The organism is Shinella sedimenti (assembly GCF_022601905.1).
Classification (GTDB): Bacteria; Pseudomonadota; Alphaproteobacteria; order Rhizobiales; family Rhizobiaceae; genus Shinella; species Shinella sedimenti.
Window position 1 is genome coordinate 223,295 of the sequence record NZ_JAKVIN010000001.1, and the last position, 19,817, is coordinate 243,111.

Annotated in this window: 22 protein-coding genes; 5 read left to right on the top strand and 17 right to left on the bottom strand. The window is 62.1% G+C overall.

Annotated features, from left to right (window positions below):
* Positions 1-322 precede the first annotated feature (322 nt).
* The 4 genes from MKI86_RS01100 to trmFO all read left to right on the top strand — a co-directional run bounded on the left by MKI86_RS01100 (position 323) and on the right by trmFO (position 3,025).
* A complete protein-coding gene (locus MKI86_RS01100) occupies positions 323-691 on the top strand; it encodes a hypothetical protein (protein WP_241596034.1) in 369 nt (122 codons plus the stop codon).
* A 139-nt stretch (positions 692-830) separates the two neighbouring features.
* Positions 831-974, top strand: a complete 144-nt coding sequence (locus tag MKI86_RS01105) for a DUF1127 domain-containing protein (protein WP_069058672.1) — start codon at positions 831-833, stop codon at positions 972-974.
* A 340-nt stretch (positions 975-1,314) separates the two neighbouring features.
* The gene (locus MKI86_RS01110; protein WP_119258352.1) at positions 1,315-1,458 is read left to right on the top strand and encodes a DUF1127 domain-containing protein; all 144 of its coding nucleotides are present in this window, start codon (positions 1,315-1,317) and stop codon (positions 1,456-1,458) included.
* Positions 1,459-1,615: 157 nt separating this feature from the next.
* The gene (trmFO, locus tag MKI86_RS01115) at positions 1,616-3,025 is read left to right on the top strand and encodes a methylenetetrahydrofolate--tRNA-(uracil(54)-C(5))-methyltransferase (FADH(2)-oxidizing) TrmFO (RefSeq protein ID WP_241596037.1); all 1,410 of its coding nucleotides are present in this window, start codon (positions 1,616-1,618) and stop codon (positions 3,023-3,025) included.
* An 8-nt stretch (positions 3,026-3,033) separates the two neighbouring features.
* On the opposite strand, the gene MKI86_RS01120 is transcribed toward trmFO, so the two are convergent.
* The 5 genes from MKI86_RS01120 to yajC all read right to left on the bottom strand — a co-directional run bounded on the left by MKI86_RS01120 (position 3,034) and on the right by yajC (position 7,786).
* Positions 3,034-3,483, bottom strand: coding sequence for a hypothetical protein (locus tag MKI86_RS01120; RefSeq protein ID WP_241596040.1), 450 nt, complete (start codon positions 3,481-3,483; stop codon positions 3,034-3,036).
* A gap of 117 nt (positions 3,484-3,600) precedes the next feature.
* Positions 3,601-4,452, bottom strand: coding sequence for a phytoene/squalene synthase family protein (locus MKI86_RS01125; protein ID WP_241596043.1), 852 nt, complete (start codon positions 4,450-4,452; stop codon positions 3,601-3,603).
* A 21-nt stretch (positions 4,453-4,473) separates the two neighbouring features.
* Positions 4,474-4,860 (bottom strand): Mth938-like domain-containing protein, encoded by a 387-nt coding sequence (locus tag MKI86_RS01130; protein ID WP_241596046.1) that lies wholly within the window; start codon positions 4,858-4,860, stop codon positions 4,474-4,476.
* Positions 4,844-7,360, bottom strand: coding sequence for a protein translocase subunit SecD (secD, locus tag MKI86_RS01135; protein WP_241596048.1), 2,517 nt, complete (start codon positions 7,358-7,360; stop codon positions 4,844-4,846). The genes MKI86_RS01130 and secD overlap by 17 nt, the downstream gene beginning before the upstream one ends.
* Positions 7,361-7,447: 87 nt before the next feature.
* Positions 7,448-7,786: a preprotein translocase subunit YajC gene (gene yajC / locus MKI86_RS01140; RefSeq protein WP_241596051.1), complete on the bottom strand. Its 339-nt coding sequence runs from the start codon at positions 7,784-7,786 to the stop codon at positions 7,448-7,450.
* 167 nt (positions 7,787-7,953) lie between these two features.
* Here yajC and MKI86_RS01145 point away from each other — a divergent pair, with 167 nt between their 5' ends.
* Positions 7,954-8,838: an ATP-binding protein gene (locus tag MKI86_RS01145; RefSeq protein WP_370879854.1), complete on the top strand. Its 885-nt coding sequence runs from the start codon at positions 7,954-7,956 to the stop codon at positions 8,836-8,838.
* 68 nt (positions 8,839-8,906) lie between these two features.
* On the opposite strand, the gene MKI86_RS01150 is transcribed toward MKI86_RS01145, so the two are convergent.
* The 12 genes from MKI86_RS01150 to nagZ form a co-directional block, all read right to left on the bottom strand.
* Positions 8,907-10,466: a peptidoglycan DD-metalloendopeptidase family protein gene (locus MKI86_RS01150; protein WP_241596058.1), complete on the bottom strand. Its 1,560-nt coding sequence runs from the start codon at positions 10,464-10,466 to the stop codon at positions 8,907-8,909.
* A 138-nt stretch (positions 10,467-10,604) separates the two neighbouring features.
* Positions 10,605-11,210, bottom strand: coding sequence for a biotin biosynthesis protein BioC (locus MKI86_RS01155; protein ID WP_241596061.1), 606 nt, complete (start codon positions 11,208-11,210; stop codon positions 10,605-10,607).
* A 246-nt stretch (positions 11,211-11,456) separates the two neighbouring features.
* Positions 11,457-12,113, bottom strand: a complete 657-nt coding sequence (locus MKI86_RS01160; RefSeq protein ID WP_134649100.1) for a protein-L-isoaspartate(D-aspartate) O-methyltransferase — start codon at positions 12,111-12,113, stop codon at positions 11,457-11,459.
* Positions 12,110-12,880 carry a 5'/3'-nucleotidase SurE gene (gene surE / locus MKI86_RS01165; protein ID WP_241596064.1) on the bottom strand — a complete coding sequence of 257 codons (771 nt, stop codon included), beginning with the start codon at positions 12,878-12,880 and terminating at the stop codon, positions 12,110-12,112. Before surE ends, MKI86_RS01160 begins: the two co-directional genes overlap by 4 nt.
* Positions 12,881-12,893: 13 nt before the next feature.
* Positions 12,894-14,177 carry a serine--tRNA ligase gene (gene serS, locus MKI86_RS01170; RefSeq protein WP_241596067.1) on the bottom strand — a complete coding sequence of 428 codons (1,284 nt, stop codon included), beginning with the start codon at positions 14,175-14,177 and terminating at the stop codon, positions 12,894-12,896.
* Positions 14,178-14,243: 66 nt separating this feature from the next.
* Complete coding sequence (gene tatC / locus MKI86_RS01175) at positions 14,244-15,074, bottom strand: twin-arginine translocase subunit TatC (protein ID WP_241596070.1); 831 nt, start codon at positions 15,072-15,074, stop codon at positions 14,244-14,246.
* Positions 15,071-15,676: a Sec-independent protein translocase protein TatB gene (gene tatB, locus MKI86_RS01180; RefSeq protein WP_241596073.1), complete on the bottom strand. Its 606-nt coding sequence runs from the start codon at positions 15,674-15,676 to the stop codon at positions 15,071-15,073. The genes tatC and tatB overlap by 4 nt, the downstream gene beginning before the upstream one ends.
* A 50-nt stretch (positions 15,677-15,726) precedes the next feature.
* Complete coding sequence (locus tag MKI86_RS01185; RefSeq protein ID WP_241596076.1) at positions 15,727-15,921, bottom strand: twin-arginine translocase TatA/TatE family subunit; 195 nt, start codon at positions 15,919-15,921, stop codon at positions 15,727-15,729.
* A 42-nt stretch (positions 15,922-15,963) separates the two neighbouring features.
* Positions 15,964-17,067 carry an ABC transporter ATP-binding protein gene (locus MKI86_RS01190; RefSeq protein ID WP_241596080.1) on the bottom strand — a complete coding sequence of 368 codons (1,104 nt, stop codon included), beginning with the start codon at positions 17,065-17,067 and terminating at the stop codon, positions 15,964-15,966.
* Positions 17,068-17,130: 63 nt separating this feature from the next.
* A complete protein-coding gene (gene scpB / locus MKI86_RS01195; protein ID WP_370879878.1) occupies positions 17,131-17,823 on the bottom strand; it encodes an SMC-Scp complex subunit ScpB in 693 nt (230 codons plus the stop codon).
* 4 nt (positions 17,824-17,827) lie between these two features.
* Positions 17,828-18,643 carry a segregation and condensation protein A gene (locus tag MKI86_RS01200; protein WP_241597750.1) on the bottom strand — a complete coding sequence of 272 codons (816 nt, stop codon included), beginning with the start codon at positions 18,641-18,643 and terminating at the stop codon, positions 17,828-17,830.
* A 108-nt stretch (positions 18,644-18,751) separates the two neighbouring features.
* Positions 18,752-19,771: a beta-N-acetylhexosaminidase gene (nagZ, locus tag MKI86_RS01205; protein WP_241596086.1), complete on the bottom strand. Its 1,020-nt coding sequence runs from the start codon at positions 19,769-19,771 to the stop codon at positions 18,752-18,754.
* Between the last annotated feature and the right edge of the window lie 46 nt (positions 19,772-19,817).

Sequence of the window (19,817 nt, forward strand, 5' to 3'; positions counted from 1 at the left end):
GCCGCGATTCCGCCCTGTCAATCGCAGCACTATAGGCTGCACGAAAATGCTCGGTCACGGCAAAAGTAAACAAATCCATCAAAGCGACCGCGAAACTGTAGAAATCCTTTCGAACTGGCGCGCAGGATTAACGAAACATAAAGAAAACCATGGCAGATTTGGCCTTAAGGCGACGACTTAGCCCGGTTTTTTTGACATGCAGATAGTGCATATCATCCATGATCATATTGCACTGCACAAAACCGAATGAGGCGGCTATATTGCAAGCATCGGATCGGTACTGATCCGGGCCGCAGCAGGCGACAGGGCGCGGAAAGGCCAGATGATCAGGCCCGGCATGATGCCGAAAGATCAGGTTGCCGGAAACGGCGATCGATGGAATTCGAAGTGGCGCACTCCTCCTCCCAGCGCCCCTTCGATCGATTGGCAACACTCCTCCTCCCAGTTGCCAATCAATATCAATGACGCCCGCTGGATCTCCTCCCCCAGCGGGCGTTATTATTTTACCCCCCTTTTGATACGTCAGACACCCAGATCGTGTGGCTTCCCAGCAGGCCCGCACCTGCGCGTCACCGACGCATGCATCGCCCTTTGGGTTGAGGCGAACTCCTACCGGATTCGCATGGCGAGCGTTTACCAGTGTGGCGATAGGGCCTTTTTTGGCCAGAATTTTGTCAAAATTTTCGCTTGACATGCAATAAGCGCATGGGTGCCGTGACAATCGAGCGCTGTTCATTTCGCCGCCGCCGCGTATAGTCCGGCTCAACAGATCAGGGCGGCGCCAACGACGAGCGGCCGCTCAGTACGAAGCCCATGAAAGGGGTATGAAAATGAACCTGGCACGCTCTTTCAACAACTGGCGCAAGTATCGTCAGACCGTCAACGAACTCGGCCGCATGTCCGACCGCGAACTTCGTGACCTCGGCATCGGCCGCAGCGATATCCCGTATATCGCACGCAAGGCTTCGATCTAAGCCGAGCGGACCCATCGGGTCGCAAATTGAACGCCCTTCGGCTCTCGCCGGAGGGCGTTTTCGTTTGTCCGTCTTTTTGCGTCGCACAATGTCGCAAATCATAGGCTACGACATGGTGCACACAGCCCAAGGGTGCAGTCACATTTTGGTATCTGCCTGATATGGCGCCGTTATCTGCCTCTTCCGCATGCAACGGCAGCAACTGCCCTATCCTTCATCGTCTTATTGCACAAATGCATAGCAGCTGCATTTTCTTTGCACTGCACATTAACAGGGATGTCGCGTATATGAACGCCAACGCCGGGGGAAAGCCTCCGGACAACCCGTCAAGGACACGACCATGAACCCGATCCGCATCGCAAAGAACTGGATTTCCTACCGCCGCACCCTGAACGAACTCGGCAACCTGTCGAACCACACGCTCTCGGACATCGGCCTGACCCGTTACGACATTCGTGACATCGCTTCCCGTTCCTTCCGCTAATTCATAGCCGGTTTCCACCGCTGCGGCCGGAAACGGCGACGCGCGGAGAACGCTTCAAACGGCACCACAGGGTGCCGTTTTTGATTCCGGGGGCATGATGCCTCATTTCCATGCTTTTCCTTGGAATTGCGCCGTCGCCCATGGTAACGAACCGGCCATGACCAAGACCTCTTCCCACACTCCCATCCATGTCATCGGTGGCGGCCTTGCTGGCTCGGAAGCCGCCTGGCAGATTGCCGAAAGCGGCATTCCCGTCATCCTGCATGAAATGCGCGGCGTTCGCGGCACGGATGCGCACAAGACCGACGGCCTGGCGGAACTCGTCTGTTCGAACTCCTTCCGCTCGGATGACGCGACGAGCAATGCCGTCGGCGTGCTGCATGCGGAAATGCGGCTGGCCGGTTCGCTCATCATGCGCTCGGCTGATGCCAATCAGGTCCCGGCCGGCGGTGCGCTGGCGGTCGATCGCGACGGCTTCTCCAACGCCGTGACGGCTGCACTCGAAAGCCACCCGCTCATCACCATCACACGCGAGGAAGTGACAGGGCTTCCGCCCGAGGAATGGGATCAGGCCATTATCGCGACCGGCCCGCTCACTGCCCCTTCGCTGGCCGAAGCCATCCAGGCGCGGACCGGTGCCGATTCGCTCGCCTTCTTCGACGCCATAGCGCCGATCGTGCATACGGCGAGCATCGACATGGATATCTGCTGGTATCAGTCGCGCTATGACAAGGTCGGGCCCGGCGGCACGGGCAAGGACTATATCAACTGCCCGTTGGATGAGGCGCAGTACAACGCGTTCATCGACGCTCTGATCGCCGGCGACACGACCGGCTTCAAGGAATGGGAGGGCACACCTTATTTCGACGGGTGCCTGCCGATCGAGGTGATGGCGGAACGTGGCCGTGAGACGCTACGCCACGGCCCGATGAAGCCGATGGGGCTGACCAATGCGCATAACCCGACGGTAAAACCTTATGCGGTCGTTCAGCTGCGCCAGGATAATGCGCTTGGCACGCTCTACAACATGGTCGGTTTCCAGACGAAGCTGAAATATGGTGCGCAGGCGGAAATCTTCCGGCTGATCCCGGGCCTCGAGAACGCGGAATTTGCACGCCTCGGCGGGCTGCACCGCAATACCTATATCAACTCCCCCACGCTGCTCGACCGGTCGCTAACGCTGAAGGGCCGTCCGGGGCTTCGCTTTGCCGGCCAGATCACTGGCTGCGAGGGTTATGTGGAAAGCGCGAGCATCGGGCTGCTTGCCGGCCGCTTCGCCGCCGCCGAGCGCCAAGGCCACGCTCCTGCCCTTCCGCCGGAAACCACGGCCTTCGGCGCGCTGCTTAACCACATCACCGGCGGGCATATCGTGTCGGATGATGAGCCGGGCAAACGTTCCTTCCAGCCCATGAACATCAATTTCGGCCTGTTCCCGCCGCTGGAGCCGGGAACGGTGACAAAGCCCGAGGGCATGAAGCGTTTCCGTGGCAAGGACAAGGCAATCGCCAAGAAGCATGCGACCGCCGCACGCGCGCTGGACGATTGCGCCCGCTGGCTGAAAGACTGATTTGAGGGTCAGATCGGCTGTTGCTGTGCCCGCTCGCCGGTGGGTGCGGCCATCGGCCTGAAGCTTCCCAGCAGCCAAAGCGAGACCTCCGCGGCCTGCTGCTCATTGCGGAACTCGAATGTGCCGCCCTCGAAGGCAGCGTTGGCGAATGTCACGGAAAGCCGCCGCGGGCCGGCGCTTTCGACACGCACCGTGCCCGGCTCGATGAGATGGCAAGTGTAGTGCAGGCCGTGTGCGTTCATGCATCCGGCCTTCCCATCGTGCAGGCGCAGGAACACGGTCCTGCCATTTGCCGTGGTCACGACGTCGCGGATCGCCTCATCGGGAAAAGCCCGGCCGAACTCCAAGATCGCCAACCCGGAATCGTTCTCGGCTTTTTCACGTTCATCGCGATGAAACGCGTGACGAAAAATCAGCCCCGCCAGAAACAGGCAGGCGATCGTGATGGTCCAGAGCATGGCGTGAACTCCCCCGCGCCGATAACATTCGCCTTCTCTAACGAACGAGGCTTGCGCCAGTTGTGCGTCTCGTCAAATGAAACGGCAGCGGGCGCCAAACGGTTCCGGCCGGACGTGTCACAAAGGACCACGCCGCAGCGCCCGCCACATCCACCATTGCCGTCGCCATTGCGCCGGTTGGAGCGAGCCTTCGAGTACATCCGCCCCGGCCTTTTCGGCGGCATCGAGAATATGCGGCACGAGCGCAATGGGCAGGAATGCCGGACGGTTGCCCACTGACACACCGTTTGCCGCACGCGCCTTGGCCAGATGTTCCCGGCCGAGGCCCGCAAATGCCTCGATCGCGCGCCTGGCGGCGGCTTTGTCGTCACCCGCAAGCAGCGCCTCGGGCGACAGGCCGGTCGCCGCGAGCAAATCCGCAGGCAGATAAACCTGTCCGCGCCGGCGATGGATCGGCAGCATCAGCAGAGCACCGGCCACTGTCTGCGCCACGCCGGCATGGCCTGCAGCGTCGGCAGACTTCGGCGCGTTTGCCGGATCGAGCACCAGGCTTGCAAGCTGGATGAGTGCCGAGGCCGTTTCGCCCGCATAACCTTCAAAAGCGGAACGGCTCTCCATCGGGTCGTTGTAGACGTCGAAGATGCGGGCCTCGATCATATCGGTCAGCACGCCGACCGGCAGACGATGTTCCCGTACGCAGGCCAGAAGGCCGGCCGCCAGCGGATTGGCCGACGCATCGCCATCCGCTTCACCCTCGAGAAGATCCCGCCACCATTGCAGGCGGATTTCTCCGGGCAGCGCCTCGCGCACGACATCGCGCACCCGGGCGAGCTCGGCATTAAAGGCATAGAGGGCGGCAAGGGCGCCTCGCTTTTCAGCGGGCGCCAGAAGGCAGGCGAGATAGCGGTCGCGATCGGTGTCGCGAAGCACCGTCAGGCAGTGCGCATAATGGGTATCGTTATCGCTCACGTCAAAGAACCGCCTCGCCCGTCACACGGCGATAAGCGCGGCGGCAACCGCGCGGCTTTCCGCCAGCATGACATTGAACGTACGCACGGCCGCGCCTGTGCTCATCGGATCGGAACTGATTTTACGTTCACGTAGGGCCGTTTTGATCTCCGGCGCGAGCGGGCGGATCTCCTTGCCGGTGCCAACGAGCAGAACCTCGATATCGCCCGCCTCGTCCAGCACGCGCTCCAGATCGGCCAGCGTCAGCGGGCTGCCATCCTCTTTGTCCCAGCCATGAATGCCCGAGGGCAGGCAGAGGATGGAGCCGCGATGCGACATATCCGCAAATCGGAAGCCGCCATTGCCGTATGCGTCGATCGGCGCGCGTCCGGGGAAGTGCGCCTCCCGGATTTCAATTCCCTTGGCCATTGGCTCCCGTCGCTTCCGGGGCCGTCACCGCGCCGCCCTTGCCGGGGCGGTAGCGCTCCGGCCGAAGACGGAACAGAATGAGGATAGGCCCGGCAATGTAGATGGATGATATGGTGCCGACGGCGACCCCGAAGAACAGCGTCAGCGCGAATGTGCGGATTGCCTCGCCGCCGAAGAGTGCGAGCGCGGCAAGCGCGATCAGCGTGGTCGCGGAGGTAAGGACCGTGCGCGACAATGTGCGATTGATCGCATCGTCGATCAGGATCGGCAACGGCATCTGCTTGAAGTGCCGCAGATTCTCGCGGATCCGGTCGTAGACAACCATCGTGTCGTTCAGCGAGTAGCCGACGACCGTCAGCAACGCGGCAACAGCGCTGATGTTGAACTCGATATTGGCGACGGCCAGGAACCCGAGCGTGAAAAATACGTCATGGGCCAGCGCAATCACCGCGCCGATGGCAAAATGCCATTCGAAGCGTACCCAGATATAGGCGATCAGCGCGAGAAGCCCGGCCACGAAGCCAAGCGTCGCCGTATCGATCAACTCACCTGATATGGACGGACCGACAACCTCGACGCGGCGGAAATCGTAATCGTCCTCGAGTTCGCCACGTGCGACGAGGACGGAGGTCTGCTCAGCGTTTTCGCCATCGCCCTGCGAGGTCAACCGGACGATCGCCCGCCGTTCGTCCACCCGCGTATCCACGGTCTGAACGGCCACGCCGGCATCGGCGAGGCGCGCGGAAATATCGAACGCATCGGCCTTTCCGGATTTCGCCTGAACCTCGACCGCCGCACCGCCCGTGAAATCGATCCCGAGCCGCAGTTCACCCATCGCAAGCATGCCGGCGATGACCAGCGAAAGCGCGGCCGTGGCCAGGAAAACCGCGTTGCGCACCGCCATGAAGCGCAGGTTCAGGCTGTCGAAGAACCCGCTGCGCACGCCTTTGGGGAGGCGCGTCGCATGGCTCCGTCCGAGCCAGATCCGAACAAGCCGGTGTGTCAGCCCGAATGTCGTGAACAAGGTCGCCACCATGCCGACGCCGACCGCAAGCGCAAAGCCGCGAACCGGTGCCGCAGAGAGCAGGAACAGGACCGCGACGGCAATCAGCATCGTGACGGATGCATCCAGCACGGTCGTGCGGGCGCGGCCGAAACCGACCGAGACGGCTTGCGACAGCGGGCGTCCGGCCTTCACTTCCTCGCGTATGCGTTCGAAGATCAGAACGCTTGCGTCGACGGCAAGCCCCATGGTCAGCACGACCCCCGCGATCATCGAAAGCGAGAGCGGCGCACCGATCAGCGCGAGCGCAGCGAAGGTCAGCAGCACGTTGAAGAACAGCGCCAGCGAAGCGATGATCCCGAGCACACCATAGAAAAATGTTATGAAGGCGACGACAGCGACGACGGCAACCGCGAGCGCCAGCGCGACGGAGCCGATCGACGTGGTGCCAAGCACCGGCTCGATCGACCGCTCCTCCAGGATCGTGAGAGCTGCCGGTAGCGGGCCGCTGGCAACGATTCGGGCGAGGTTAGCCGCCCCTTCGGCGTCGAAATCGCCGGAAAGCCGGCCGATGCCATCGCTGATGGCGCCCTGGATCTGCGATGTCGAGATAACTTGCCCATCGAGCAGAATCGCGATGGTTCGGCCGGCATTGTCGCGCGTAAAGGCAGCGAGCTTCTCGGCGGCCTCCTTGCGCAACACGAATTCGATGAAGGGTTCGCCATCGGCCGATGCCCGCGCCGACGCGACATCCGCCGCAGTGAAGAGGTCATCCTGGCGTACGAGATAACCGGTCGGCGGCTCGTCGGCTGAGTATAGCACTTCGGAACCGGCAGGCGCGCCGCTCTCAATGGCCGTGTTGACCGGCACGCTGTCGTCGATCAGGCGGGCGGAAAGCTTGCCCACGGTCGCCAGCATGTCCTTCACGCGCTGCGGATCGGTGAGACCCGGCATGGAAACGACGATGCGGCCGCGGTCGCCCCGCCCGACAGTCAGAGCGGGAATTCCGAGACTCTCCACACGACGACGCACGGCATCGACGGCGCCGAGCGATGCTTCCGCCACGGCTTCGTCGATGGCGGCATCGGACAGCACGATGCTGAAGGCGCCGTTTTCGCCTGTTGTCAGCGTGCCGAGCCCAAGGGCATCGAGCGTCTTGCTGGCTGCATCGGCGTCACTTGCCGACGATATCGTTACGTCGACCTGGTCGTCCGCGCCGTTGAGATTGCCATAGGCGATCTGCGCTGCCCGCAAGGCATTGCCGATCGTTTCGACGGCGCCTCGCAGGCGCGCATCGATGATATCGTCACGGGAGATATCGAGAACAAGGCGCGAGCCGCCGGTGAGATCCAGGCCCGGTTTCAGCCGATGTGCGGCGATCCACTCGGGAAGGCCGGCTGCCATGCGTGCCGGAATAAGGCTTGGCAACAGGACGAGAAGACTGGCCAGGAACGCGGACCAGAGAAGAAACGTTTTCCAGCGGGCGGATTGCTGCATTGCGATCTCGACAAAAACGGCGCCAGCGCCGCTGAAAACCAGTCGGGCCGCAGGCCGAGGTTACCCTCGGCCGAACGGCAAGCCAAGTCATTCCTTGACGGGTTCGCCCTTGACGCGGACTTCGCTCACACCGCTGCGCACGACGCGCACCTTGATGCCTTCTGCGATTTCGACTTCAAGCTCGCTGTCGTCGACGACCTTGGTCACCTTGCCGACGATACCACCACCCGTGACGACCTGATCGCCGCGGCGGATGTTCTTCAGAAGCTCTTCGCGACGCTTCATGGAAGCGCGCTGCGGGCGGATGATGAGGAAATACATCACCACGAAAATCAGCAGGAACGGGAGGATAGACATCAGGATGTCTGCACCGCCTGCTGAACCGCCGGGTGCCGCCGTCTGGGCGAAGGCCTCGGTAATGAACATCAGCTACTCCTTGAAAACTTGAATTTGTAAGGCCTGAAGGCCCATTTCGGATGCCGGAATATAGGCAAGCACACATCCAATGCAACACACGAGACTGAGAAGCTCTCGTTTTTCAAGTGTTTTCCCCCTTTTCGCCCCCCTTACCGCCATGCTACCCGGCATGAAGTATGAGGAGAGACACAGTGCAGGAAGATCACGTCAAGCTTCTGCTGGCCGAAATCGGCCGCATCAACGCAACGCTGGAGCGCCTCGCCGGCCCCGCGCCCGCCATCAATGACTGGGACGCGGCAGACGTCTTCGTCTGGTCGCCCGCGCGCCTGCAGGTGCAAGCGGTGAAGCGCCCGAACCGCATCGACATCGACCTTATCCGCGGCGTCGATCATGTTCGTGACATTCTCGTCGATAATACGGTGCGCTTCGCGCGCGGTCTGCCGGCCAACAATGTGCTCTTGTGGGGCGCGCGCGGCATGGGAAAGTCCTCGCTGGTCAAGTCGGTGCATGCGCTCTCGGCGAGCGAAACCGGCAGCAACCTGAAGCTCATCGAGGTTCATCGCGAGGATATAGCCACCCTGCCCGCACTGATGGATATTCTCAAGGAAGTGCCCTATCCCGTCATCATCTTCTGCGACGACCTTTCCTTCGACCACGACGACACCTCCTACAAGTCGCTGAAGGCGGCGCTGGATGGCGGCGTCGAGGGACGGCCGGACAATGTACTGCTCTATGCCACCTCCAACCGTCGCCACCTCCTGCCCCGCGACATGATGGAAAACGAGCAATCCACGGCCATCAATCCGTCAGAAGCCGTCGAGGAAAAGGTCTCCCTTTCCGACCGCTTCGGGCTGTGGCTCGGCTTCTACAAATGCAGTCAGGCAGAATATCTCGAGATGATCGACGGCTATGCGAGCCACTATACGCTCGATATCCCGGTCGAACAGCTTCACGCCGAGGCGTTGGAATGGGCAACGACGCGTGGCTCCCGCTCCGGACGCGTCGCCTGGCAATATGTGCAGGATCTTGCCGGACGCCTTGGAAAGCCGCTTCACCGCTAGAAACACCCGAATGACAAAGGGCGGTCCCGCAGGAACCGCCCTCAGCTCATTCAGGAATGCAGACGAACCTATTCCAGGAACGTCATCGGGTTGACCGGGGTCGCGTTCTTGCGCACCTCGAAGTGAACCTTCGGACGGGTGGCGCTGCCGCTCATGCCCGACGTTGCGACGGTCTGGCCGCGCTGGATCTTCTGGCCACGCTGCACGTTGAGGTCGCCGGCGTGGCCATAGACCGTAACCGTGCCATCGTCATGGCGGACGAGAACCGCGTTGCCGAGTTCCTTCAGGCTGCTGCCGGCATAGATGACGACGCCATTCTCAGCCGCCTTGATGGGCGTGCCCTCGGGTACGGAAATGTCGATGCCGTCGTTGCGGCTGCCGTTGACGTTGGAGCCATAGCCGGCAATGACCGCACCGCGGACCGGCCAGCGATACTTGCCGATGCCCGTCGATTCGGGCGCTTCGTCGGTCACATCGGATTTCTGCGTCACCTCGGCGACCGAGACGGTTTTGACCGGTGCCTTGTAGGATTCCGGCTTCTTTTCCGCTGTCTCGACCTTCTTTTCCTTTACCGGAACGGAGGCCGTGGTCGTCTTGTCCGTCGTCGTATCCACAGCCGCCCCGCCCGCCGGGATCACGAGCTTCTGGCCGATGCGGATCGAGGCGGTCTGGATGCCGTTCGCCTTCTTCAAGGCGTCGACCGACACACCGTTGCTGCGGGCGATCTTGGCGAGCGAATCGCCCGGCTTGACCTCGTAGCCGCCAGCGCCTTCACCGGCATTGGCGAGATTGGTGTTGGCCTGATCGGTATCCGACTTCACCTTGTCGCGCTTCGACGTGCCGGGCAGGATGGCAACGTTCTGTTCCGTCTTGCGCTCAGGCGTCGGCAGCTTGTTATCGACCTTGAGCGTATGGTCTGTCGCAGCCTTGGCCGCGCTTGCGGTCGTGCTGAAGGTCGGGATGATGATACGCTGGCCAGGTTCGGCGTCAGTCGAACGCCTCAGGCCGTTTGCGGCGAGAATTTCCTTCTCCGGCACGCCGTAGCGGTTAGCGAGCGTCTTTACGCTTTCGCCCTGCCGCAGCATGACAACAGGTGCATTGTTCGTCGACCAACCGGCCTTGGGCTTCTGGATGGTTCCCGTCGAGAGCGTATCCGCATTGTCGGCGATCGCTTTCGCCTGACGCTGCTGACCGACGGCTTCGCGCTCTGCCGACCGTGCGGCACCGGCTGTGGGATCGTTAAGCGCGCCACGCTGAACGGTCATCGGCGTGGTCGCAAGACGCGAACCGGAGCCACTCGTCGTTGAGGTGTTAATCGGATCGTAGGAAACGCCGCCCTGATCCGGGAAAGGCTGATTGAGCGCCTGATCCCGACTTCCCATCTGATTTGCGGATGCAAACTGCTGCTGCTCGTTTCCAACCGTTGCGCGGGGAACGATGCTATTGCTGCCGAACAGCGTGCGGCGCGGAACCGAGCTGGTCGTCATGTTGTCCTGCCCGGAGCTGGAAAACAGGCCGCCAAAACGGGAAACATCCGAGCTGCACCCGGTTGCGACACTGGCCAGCAGGGCCGCAGCAATAAGGCGGGTCGCGGTCCTGCCAAAACTCGGCGATACACTCTTACGCATGAGACTACCCAATCGGTACGCTACTTGAAGTGAACCGATTAAAGCGCGTTAGAGTTACTGCCCGGTTAAGGCTGGCCTATCCGCAAAGGTTTTTTGATAAATTGATAACCATGCGCAAGGCGGCCATCGCCGGCAGCGTCAGAAGCCGGCCGCGTACATGCTGTCGGCGCGGGAGATGCGTGCGCCGATATGGGCGTTATTTTCCATATTGCCCTGCCCCGGCTGCAGGATCGCGGAAATCGGCGTCGCCCGCCGGGCCGCACCTTCAATGACCGATTCGGGTTCGCTCATGTCGAGCGCGCTTTCGTTGTACGCGATGGCACGCAGAGCAGAAACGGCCGTCTCACGCGTCCCGAGATAGCGGGCACTGCGCTGATCCTGCGGCGGCATGCTGTCGAAATATTCGATATAGGCGCGGTAGTAGGCCTTGCGATCACCGGCCTCCAAGAAATGACCAAAGGCGCCATATTCACGGGCTTCGAGTGCCGCCGTATCCAGGTTGTTGCGTTCGGCATCCGTCAAGGCCGGCTGGCTGTGAACTGCCTCTTCCTTGGCGACGCTGAGAACGAGAAGCGCATCGACCGAAAGGCCGACATGGGATGAGGGATCGCTCGTGCCGCCGGCGAGGTTCGCTGATGAAACAGCCTCCGCCACGTCCTCGTTGGCCTTGCCGGCCGCCTTGGTCGCGAGATAGGCGAGCCCCTCATGGGTCGAGCCGCTGGCTATCCTGTTCGAGACGTACATTTCCCTCTCCATCGGAATCGCCGGAAGGTTGAAAACCCGGCATCCTGCGTGGAAACTGCTGCTTCGCTACGGGCCTACGCGCCGAAGCTTGCGCGAGGCTTGCGTCGGTTAACAAAAGGTTAACGCTACACTTTCTCGGCCGACTGGAGGATTGGCGCACGGCAAAGCGCACGGATCACGCGGAAAACCGGCGAAACGACTCAGCCGGCAGCGCAATTGGGAAGGCAGGGTAAAACGTTCGGGCGCTCAGAGCGCCTGGGCCATCATTGGAACGATGGGCAGATAGGGCACCGCAAAAAGATCCTCGCGATCGAAGCGGCTGCCGGTCTTGGTCAGCTTCAGCATGCGACACTCGGTTTCGCTGACCATGGCGGGCGCGATGAGAACACCACCGGAAACGAGCTGCTCGGCAAAGAAGCGCGGCAGCGCCGGAAAGGCGGCGGTGACGAGGATGCGGTCGAAGGTGCCCTCGCCCGGCATGCCGTTGCTGCCATCGGCCTGCCGGACGATGACGTTGCGGGTGCCGGCCTTTTCGATGGCTTGCTGGGCGTTCGTGACCAGCGTGCGATAGCGGTCGATGGTCAGCACGCGCTCCGTCAGGCGCCCCATGACGGCAGCGGTGAAGCCGCTGCCCGTGCCGACTTCCAGCACGCGCTGGCCAGCCTTGAGATTCAGGATATGCAGAAGGCGCACGGCAAGATCGATGCCTTCGGCAAAAGAGCCGCATTCCAGCGGAAGCAGCCTGCTCGAATAGGCGTCGCCGGCAAATTGCGGGGGAACGAAGAGCGTGCGGGGCGTCTGCTCCACCGCCGTGAGGAGTTCGAGATTGTTGATGCCCTCGCCGCGCAGGCGCAGCGCCAACGCGGCAAATCCTTCCTTCTCGATCACCCGCCCCGTGCTCAATCCGCATCCTCACCGATCAGGGCGCGCTTAACGCGATCCAGCACCGTGTAGTCCGTCAGGTCGAGCTTGAGCGGCGTGACGGAGATCTTGTGGTTCTTCACTGCATGAATATCGGTGCCAGCGCGGAAATCGCCCTTCCGCTCGCCGAAGCGTAGCCAGTAATAGGGAAAACCGCGGCCGTCGGCACGTTCGTCGATGGTCAGGCCGAAATCGAGCTTGCCCTGGCTCGTTACTTCGACGCCCTGGAGCTCCTTCGGCGCGCAATTGGGGAAATTGAGGTTGAAGAACGTCCAGTCCGGCAGCTCGACATCCATCAGCTGGCGAATGAGATTGGGCGCGAAGGTCTCGGCAACTTCCCACGGCACGACACGGCCATTGGAATGATTGTACGCCTGGCTGAGCGCCATGGACTTGATGCCCTGAAGCGTACCCTCGATGGCGCCGGCGATCGTGCCGGAATAGGTGACGTCGTCAGCCATGTTGGCGCCGGCATTCACACCGGACAGAACGAGATCCGGCTTTTTGTCGAGAACCTCGCGCACGCCCATGATGACGCAGTCAGTCGGCGTGCCGCGCAACGCGAAACGCTTCTCATCGATCTTCCTGAGCCGCAACGGCTCGGAAAGCGTCAGGGAGTGAGCAAGGCCGCTCTGGTCGGTCTCCGGGGCGACGACCCACACGTCATCCGTGAGTTCACGCGCGATGCGTTCGAGGGCCGCTAAGCCCTCGGCGTGGATACCGTCGTCGTTCGTCAGGAGAATGCGCATGCCCCGTCCCGCCTCAGGCGGCCTTCTCGATCTTCGTCAGCCCGCCCATATAGGGCAGCAGCGCCTCAGGCACAGTCACGGTGCCATCGTCATTGAGGTAATTTTCCATGACGGCGATGAGCGCGCGTCCGACGGCCGTACCCGAGCCGTTCAGCGTGTGCACGAACTTCGTCGCCTTGTCGTCCTTGCCGCGGTAGCGGGCATTCATACGGCGCCCCTGGAAATCGCCACACACCGAGCAGGACGAAATCTCCCGGAAGGTGTCCTGGCCGGGCAGCCAGACCTCAAGGTCGTAGGTTTTACGGGCGCCGAAGCCCATGTCGCCGGTGCAAAGCGTCATGACGCGGTAATGCAGGCCGAGGCGCTGAAGGATCTTTTCCGCGCACGCCGTCATGCGCTCATGCTCGTCCACAGCGCTTTCGGCATCCGTGATCGAGACAAGTTCGCACTTCATGAACTGGTGCTGGCGCAGCATGCCACGCGTATCGCGCCCTGCCGAACCCGCCTCCGAGCGGAAGCACGGCGTCAGCGCCGTGAAACGAAGGGGAAGCTTTTCCTGTTCGAGGATTTCCTCGCGCACCAGATTGGTGAGCGAGACTTCCGCCGTCGGGATCAGCCAGCGGCCATCGGTGGTGCGAAACAGGTCTTCGGAGAACTTCGGCAGCTGGCCCGTGCCGAACATGGCGTCGTCACGCACCAGAAGCGGCGCATGCACCTCCGTATAGCCGTGCTCCTGGGTGTGCACGTCGATCATGAACTGGCCGAGCGCCCTTTCCAGGCGGGCAAGCTGGCCCTTGAGAACGGTGAAGCGCGAACCTGCGATCTTCGCCGCCGCCTCGAAATCCATGTAGCCGAGGGCTTCGCCGATCTCGTAGTGCTCCAGCGCCTTATGGTTCCAGGCGGGCCTGCTGCCCCAACGGTGCTTCTCGACATTGCCCGCTTCGTCTTCTCCGACAGGCACGTCGTCGAATGGAATGTTCGGCAGGCGTGCCAGCGCGTCGTTGAGCTCAGCGGTGACCTGTCGCTCTTCTTCCTCTGCTGCCGGAAGGCGGTCCTTGATGGCGGAGACTTCCGCCTTCAGCTTGTCGGCAAGATCGGTATTCTTGGCGGCCATGGCCGCGCCGATTTCCTTGGAGGCGGCATTGCGGCGCGACTGCATGTCCTGCGCGGTCTGGATGACGCTGCGGCGCTTCTCGTCGAGGTCGATCAGGGTCTGCGCAAGCGCGCTTGCACCGCGCTTGGCCAGAGCGGCGTCAAGGGCGGTCGGGTTGTCGCGGATCCATTTGATATCAAGCATTGTCGTTCCAGGCTCTTCCGTGGATGAAGGCCCATCCACGCCCGGCAGCGACCCGCAGGCGAAGGCTTATTCAGCCTCGCCCTGCGTTGCAGCGACCTCGTTTTCCGCATCCTGCGCGTTCGAGGCGCTCGCCCGCTGCCGTTCGATGAGTCGGGCCGTATAGATGGAAATCTCGTAGAGAAGGATGGCCGGCAGTGCAAGGCCGATCTGGGACACCGGATCGGGCGGCGTCAGCACGGCCGCCACGACGAAGGCGATGACGATTGCGTATTTGCGCTTTTCCGCAAGCGTCTGCGACGTGATGAAGCCGGCGCGCACCAGAAGCGATGAGATAACCGGCAACTGGAACACCAAACCGAAGGCGAAGATCAGCGACATGATCAGGCTGAGATACTCCGAAACCTTCGGCAGAAGCTGAATGGAGACCTGGCCTTCGCCGCCGCCCTGCTCCATGGAGAGGAAGAACCACATGACCATGGGCGTGAAGAAGAAATAAACGAGTGCGGCGCCAATCAGGAACAGGATAGGCGATGCGATAAGGAACGGCAGAAAGGCAGAACGCTCGTTCTTGTAGAGGCCGGGCGCCACGAACTTGTAGACCTGCTGGGCAATCACCGGAAAGGCGATGACCAGAGCGCTGAACATGGCGACCTTGATCTGCGTGAAGAAAAATTCCTGCGGCGCGGTATAGATCAATTCGACATTGCGATGCGTCAGGCCGGCCCATTCGACGGACCACTTGAACGGCAGCACCAGGATGTTGAAAAGGTGTTTGGCGAAGTAGAAGCAGACCAGGAACGCGACGAAGAACGCACCGACGGCCCACATCAGGCGTTGGCGCAGTTCGATCAGATGCTCGAGGAGCGGCTGGGGCTTGTCTTCGATATCGCCGCTCATGCCTCGTCCTTCCGGGTCTTTGCAGTCTTGGCCTTGGCGGCAACTGTCTTCTTGGCGGTCGAGACTTTTGCGACCGGCTCGGCGGCAGCCTTTGGCTCGGCCTTCGCCTTGGCGGCCGGCTTGCGCGCAGCCTTTTGCGTCTCTGCGATCACAGGGTCGGTCTTCTTTGCCGCGGTCTTGCGCGTCGGCCCCTTCTTCAAGGGTTCGGCGGCGACAGGCTCTGTAGATGCGGGCTTGTTCGCTTCCGACGGCACGGCGGAAACGGCCGAGACCGGCGTCGAAATGGATGAGGACGGGGATCCGACCGACTTCTGGAGGTCCGACTTGATCTCGTCTCCCACCTGGCGCAGCGGATTGACCGCCTCGCGTATGGTGTTCAGCGGGTTAAGCTTCTGCGCATCGCCGATGGTCTTGCGAACATCGTCAAGATCAGCCTCGCGCAGCGCCTCGTCGAACTGCTGGCGGAAATCGCTCGCCATGCCGCGCATCTTCGTTACCATGCGGCCGAATGTCCTGAGCATCGGCGGCAGGTCCTTCGGGCCTACCACCAAAATCAGGACGACGGCGATAACCAGTATCTCTGTCCAGCCGACATCAAGCATTGGGTACTGTCCTCAGAAGCCGCGCACCACCGTCCGCGGCCGAATGCCGGTTACTTGACCTCGTCGGCCTTGTGGTCGACGGTCTTCGCCTGCTCGGCGCTGGCTTCCTCGTCCGTCATACCCTTCTTGAAGTTCTTGATGCCCTTGGCGACATCGCCCATCAGTTCCGGAATCTTGCCACGGCCGAACAGCAGCAGCACTACCACCAGAACAATCAGCCAATGCCAGATGCTGAAAGAACCCATTCGCTTGACTCCCTTTTGAACTCTGATCCCGATGTAAGACGTTCAGCCGTCTTTTTCAAACACTAGTATGTCGCGCTGGTTAGCCGAAAGCGTGACGTCGCGCAATCCGGCAGGCAGTTGATCGGCCCTCACCCGCGCCCGAACGGGACGGTCGGTTCCGTCGACGGCGAGCTCCAGAAGCTCGACCACGCCAAGGAAACGCCGCGAAAGGATGCGCGCCGGCGTCTCGCCGCCGGTTTCTTGTACGCGAATGCCCGTCAAACGCACCGCGACGTGAACTTTCTGGCCGTCGATAAAATCTTTGCCATCGACATTGCCGAGCGGCGTTTCCACAACGCCGCCACGCACATGGCCCGGAAATTCGTTGATCTCCGAGAAGAACGCCGCAGCAAACATGTCGTTGGGCTTGAGATACAGGTCTTCGGCGGTACCCACCTGGACAAGCTTGCCGTCCTTGAGAAGTGCGATGCGGTCCCCCATACGCATCGCCTCCTCGGCATCATGCGTGACGACGATGGCGCTGGCGCGGGATTTTCGCAGGATGGCAAGCGTATCGGCCCGGATGGAATCCTTGAGCCGCGAATCCAGGCCGGAGAATGGCTCGTCCATCAGGAGAACGCTCGGCCGGGGGGCCAAAGCCCGCGCAAGCGCCACGCGCTGCTGCTCGCCGCCGGACAGCATATGCGGGAATTTTGCTGCGTAGTGCGACAGACCGACGCGGTCCAGCGCCACGTTCGCCTCAGCCTCCGCTTCGGCGCGCGGAAGCGCCGTCAGACCGAAGCGTACATTATCGAGCACGGACATATGCGGGAACAGCGCAAAATCCTGGAACATCAGCCCGACGCCGCGTCGTTCCGGCGGCAGGAAGACATCCGGGCCGGCGATCTCGCGATCATCAAGCAGAACGCGGCCGCGTGTCTGCGCCTCGATGCCGGCGGCGATGCGCAGAAGCGTCGTCTTGCCGGAGCCTGAAGGCCCGAGCAGGCACAACACCTCGCCCGGTTCCGCCGTCAGCGAGAGGCCACGAATGGTGTCCTTGTTGTGATAGCTGTGGTGAATGTCATCGAAGACGAGGCGCGACGCGAAGGTCACCGCCGAAGCTCGTCTCGCCTCGATGCCGTTGGAACCTGACGGGTCCGAAGCCATTGCAGAAGTCTTTCCCTGTCGCCGGCGCGGAGGTCGACGATGCAGTCTTGCATAAACCTTCGTCTATTCGTCCGCTTTTCCGCCCGGTGTCAAGAGTCCGAGTTCTTCAAGGTCGAGTTGTGTCAGCGGATCCTCGTCCTCCGCGAGCTCATCCTCGCCAAGCGGCATGGGGATCTGGAAATTGGACGGAATACGGCCCGACAGCAGGCCTGTGCCCTTCAATTCGTCGAGGCCCGGCAGGTCGCGCAGTTCTTCCAACCCGAAATGATCGAGGAAATCCCGCGTGGTGCCGAATGTCACAGGACGGCCGGGCGAGCGCCGGCGGCCGCGCAGACGCACCCATCCGGCCTCCATGAGGACGTCGAGCGTGCCTTTGGATGTCTGCACGCCACGGATATCCTCGATTTCCGCACGCGTTACCGGCTGGTGATAGGCGATGATCGAAAGCACCTCGAGCGCGGCGCGCGAGACTTTGCGCACCTCCGTTTCCTCGGTGCGAATGACGAAGGACATGTCGGGTGCCGTGCGGAACGCCCAGCTGTCCTCGATCTGCAGGAGATTGACACCGCGTCCCGCATAGAACGCCTTCAGCTCGCGCATGACATGCAGGACATCGACACCGCGCGGCAGGCGCTCGGCGATATAGGCCGACGAAACCGGGCCGGCGGAGGCGAAAACCAGCGCCTCGGCGATGCGCGTGGCTTCATAGAGCCGCCGCGGATCGACAACAGTCGCGTTTTCTTCGCTGGCGCCCACATCTTCAGCCACCCTCTTCGCCCCCACTTCCCTCGCCTTCGCCCGCCTTCTGGCCCCGGCGCAGATAGATGGGCTGGAAGACACCGTCCTGACGCAGTTCCAGCCGCCCTTCCCGGACAAGTTCCAGCGTTGCGGCAAATGCGCTGGCAATCGCCGTGGTCCGCTCGGCAGGATCGCTCAGGTAACGCAGCATGAAATGATCGAGCGCCGTCCAGTTGTCATCGAAATCGCCAACGAGGAGCTGCAGGAGTTCGCGCGCGTCGGCCAGCGACCAGACGCTGCGCTTTTCGATGGTGACCTGGGTGATTGCATGACGCTGGCGCAGCGACGCATAGGCGGTCAGCAGATCGTAGAGAGACGCCTCGAAAGCCGAGCGACGCTCGGTGGGAATATGCTCGGGCATGCCGCGCGCAAACACATCGCGGCCGAGGCGGTTGCGGTTGACCAGCTTCGTGGCCGCATCGCGCATCGCTTCCAGCCGCTTGAGGCGGAAGGCAAGACTCGCCGCCATCTCCTCACCCGAAGGCCCGTCGTCCTTCGCCTGCTTGGGAATGAGGAGGCGTGACTTGAGATAGGCAAGCCAGGCCGCCATGACGAGGTAATCTGCTGCAAGCTCGATGCGGATCTTGCGCGCCCGGTCGATGAAGACGAGGTATTGCTCGGCCAGCGCCAGAACGGAGATACGTGTCAGGTCGACCTTCTGCGTCCGGGCGAGGTGAAGGAGCAGATCGAGCGGCCCTTCGAAGCCGGCGAGATCGACGACGAGGCTTTCCTCGTGCAATCCCCGCCCCGAGGCGTCATCCTGCCACAGGTCGTCCATCGGCGCATCCGCGCCGCGTCCCTTCCTCGGTGGCTTGCCGCCTGTTGCCTGCACGTCGCGCCTCTCGTGTTCGAACGCAGTTCCCGACGCACGCCGCGACGCTGTGGATCAGGCCACCGCGATCATGGCATTGAATTCTTCTCGCAGCGCCTGCTCGTCCGCGTCGTCAGGCGCCTGGAAACCTGCACGGACCGCCTTCGCCCGCCGCAGGCTGTCGCCGGCAAGCGGCGGGGCGTTTTCGGTCACTGCCAGCATTTCGTCCATGATGCCATGGCAATGCAACACCATGTCGAGACCCGCGGCGATGATTCCCCGTGTTCTTTCGGCAATATCGCCCCGCAAGGCGTTCATCGAGACGTCATCGGACATCAGGAGCCCGTCGAAGCCTATCTTCTCGCGGATAATTTCGCGCACGACCTTTGGCGACGTGGTGGCCGGGTTGTCGGGGTCTATGGCCGTGAAGACGATGTGCGCCGACATCGCCATCAATTCATCGTTCATGCGCCGGAACGGCACGAAGTCGCAGGCATCGAGCTCTTCCAGACTTGCCTGCACGACGGGCAAATCGTGGTGGGAATCGACCATGGTGCGGCCGTGACCGGGCATGTGCTTCATGATCGGCAGCATGCCGCCGGCCTTCAGGCCTTCCGCGGCGGCCTTGCCCATGGCGCACACGATTTCCGGCTCCTGGCCATAGGCCCGGTTGCCGATCACGTCATGCACGCCGGGAACGGCGACATCCAGCACCGGCAGGCAATCCACGTTGATGCCGAGACGCAGCAGATCGAAGGCGTGCAGGCGCGACATCAGCCAGCTTGCCCGCAGGCCCTTTTCCGCATCGGAACGGTAGATGACACCGAGCGCTGCGGCGTTCGGATATTGCTGGACATTCGGCGGCTTGATGCGCTGCACACGCCCGCCTTCCTGATCGATCAGCACGGGAATATCGGCATCGCCGCCGATGCAATCGCGCATTTCGGCTGTGAGATCGGCGACCTGCGCCGGTTCACCGATATTGCGGCCGAACAGGATAAAACCCCAGGGCCGCTCATTGCGGAAGAAGGCTTTTTCGTCGGCGGTGAGGCTCAGGCCCTTGCAGCCCGAAATAAAGGATTTCGATTCGCTCATATCGGCAATCTTATTGGTTCGGAGAAGAAAGACGAGGCCCTGCTCT

Bases quoted from the DNA above. Each gene is read 5' to 3' on its own strand.
- MKI86_RS01145 (WP_370879854.1), top strand. From the start codon at position 7,954: ATGAGGAGAGACACAGTGCAGGAAGATCACGTCAAGCTTCTGCTGGCC.
- yajC (WP_241596051.1), bottom strand. From the start codon at position 7,786: ATGTTCATTACCGAGGCCTTCGCCCAGACGGCGGCACCCGGCGGTTCA.
- tatC (WP_241596070.1), bottom strand. From the start codon at position 15,074: ATGAGCGGCGATATCGAAGACAAGCCCCAGCCGCTCCTCGAGCATCTG.
- nagZ (WP_241596086.1), bottom strand. From the start codon at position 19,771: ATGAGCGAATCGAAATCCTTTATTTCGGGCTGCAAGGGCCTGAGCCTC.
- MKI86_RS01105 (WP_069058672.1), top strand. From the start codon at position 831: ATGAACCTGGCACGCTCTTTCAACAACTGGCGCAAGTATCGTCAGACC.
- MKI86_RS01130 (WP_241596046.1), bottom strand. From the start codon at position 4,860: ATGGCCAAGGGAATTGAAATCCGGGAGGCGCACTTCCCCGGACGCGCG.
- serS (WP_241596067.1), bottom strand. From the start codon at position 14,177: ATGCTTGATATCAAATGGATCCGCGACAACCCGACCGCCCTTGACGCC.
- trmFO (WP_241596037.1), top strand. From the start codon at position 1,616: ATGACCAAGACCTCTTCCCACACTCCCATCCATGTCATCGGTGGCGGC.
- MKI86_RS01200 (WP_241597750.1), bottom strand. From the start codon at position 18,643: ATGGACGACCTGTGGCAGGATGACGCCTCGGGGCGGGGATTGCACGAG.
- MKI86_RS01150 (WP_241596058.1), bottom strand. From the start codon at position 10,466: ATGCGTAAGAGTGTATCGCCGAGTTTTGGCAGGACCGCGACCCGCCTT.
- secD (WP_241596048.1), bottom strand. From the start codon at position 7,360: ATGCAGCAATCCGCCCGCTGGAAAACGTTTCTTCTCTGGTCCGCGTTC.
- MKI86_RS01185 (WP_241596076.1), bottom strand. From the start codon at position 15,921: ATGGGTTCTTTCAGCATCTGGCATTGGCTGATTGTTCTGGTGGTAGTG.
- MKI86_RS01120 (WP_241596040.1), bottom strand. From the start codon at position 3,483: ATGCTCTGGACCATCACGATCGCCTGCCTGTTTCTGGCGGGGCTGATT.
- MKI86_RS01100 (WP_241596034.1), top strand. From the start codon at position 323: ATGATCAGGCCCGGCATGATGCCGAAAGATCAGGTTGCCGGAAACGGC.
- surE (WP_241596064.1), bottom strand. From the start codon at position 12,880: ATGCGCATTCTCCTGACGAACGACGACGGTATCCACGCCGAGGGCTTA.
- MKI86_RS01110 (WP_119258352.1), top strand. From the start codon at position 1,315: ATGAACCCGATCCGCATCGCAAAGAACTGGATTTCCTACCGCCGCACC.
- tatB (WP_241596073.1), bottom strand. From the start codon at position 15,676: ATGCTTGATGTCGGCTGGACAGAGATACTGGTTATCGCCGTCGTCCTG.
- MKI86_RS01190 (WP_241596080.1), bottom strand. From the start codon at position 17,067: ATGGCTTCGGACCCGTCAGGTTCCAACGGCATCGAGGCGAGACGAGCT.
- MKI86_RS01155 (WP_241596061.1), bottom strand. From the start codon at position 11,210: ATGTACGTCTCGAACAGGATAGCCAGCGGCTCGACCCATGAGGGGCTC.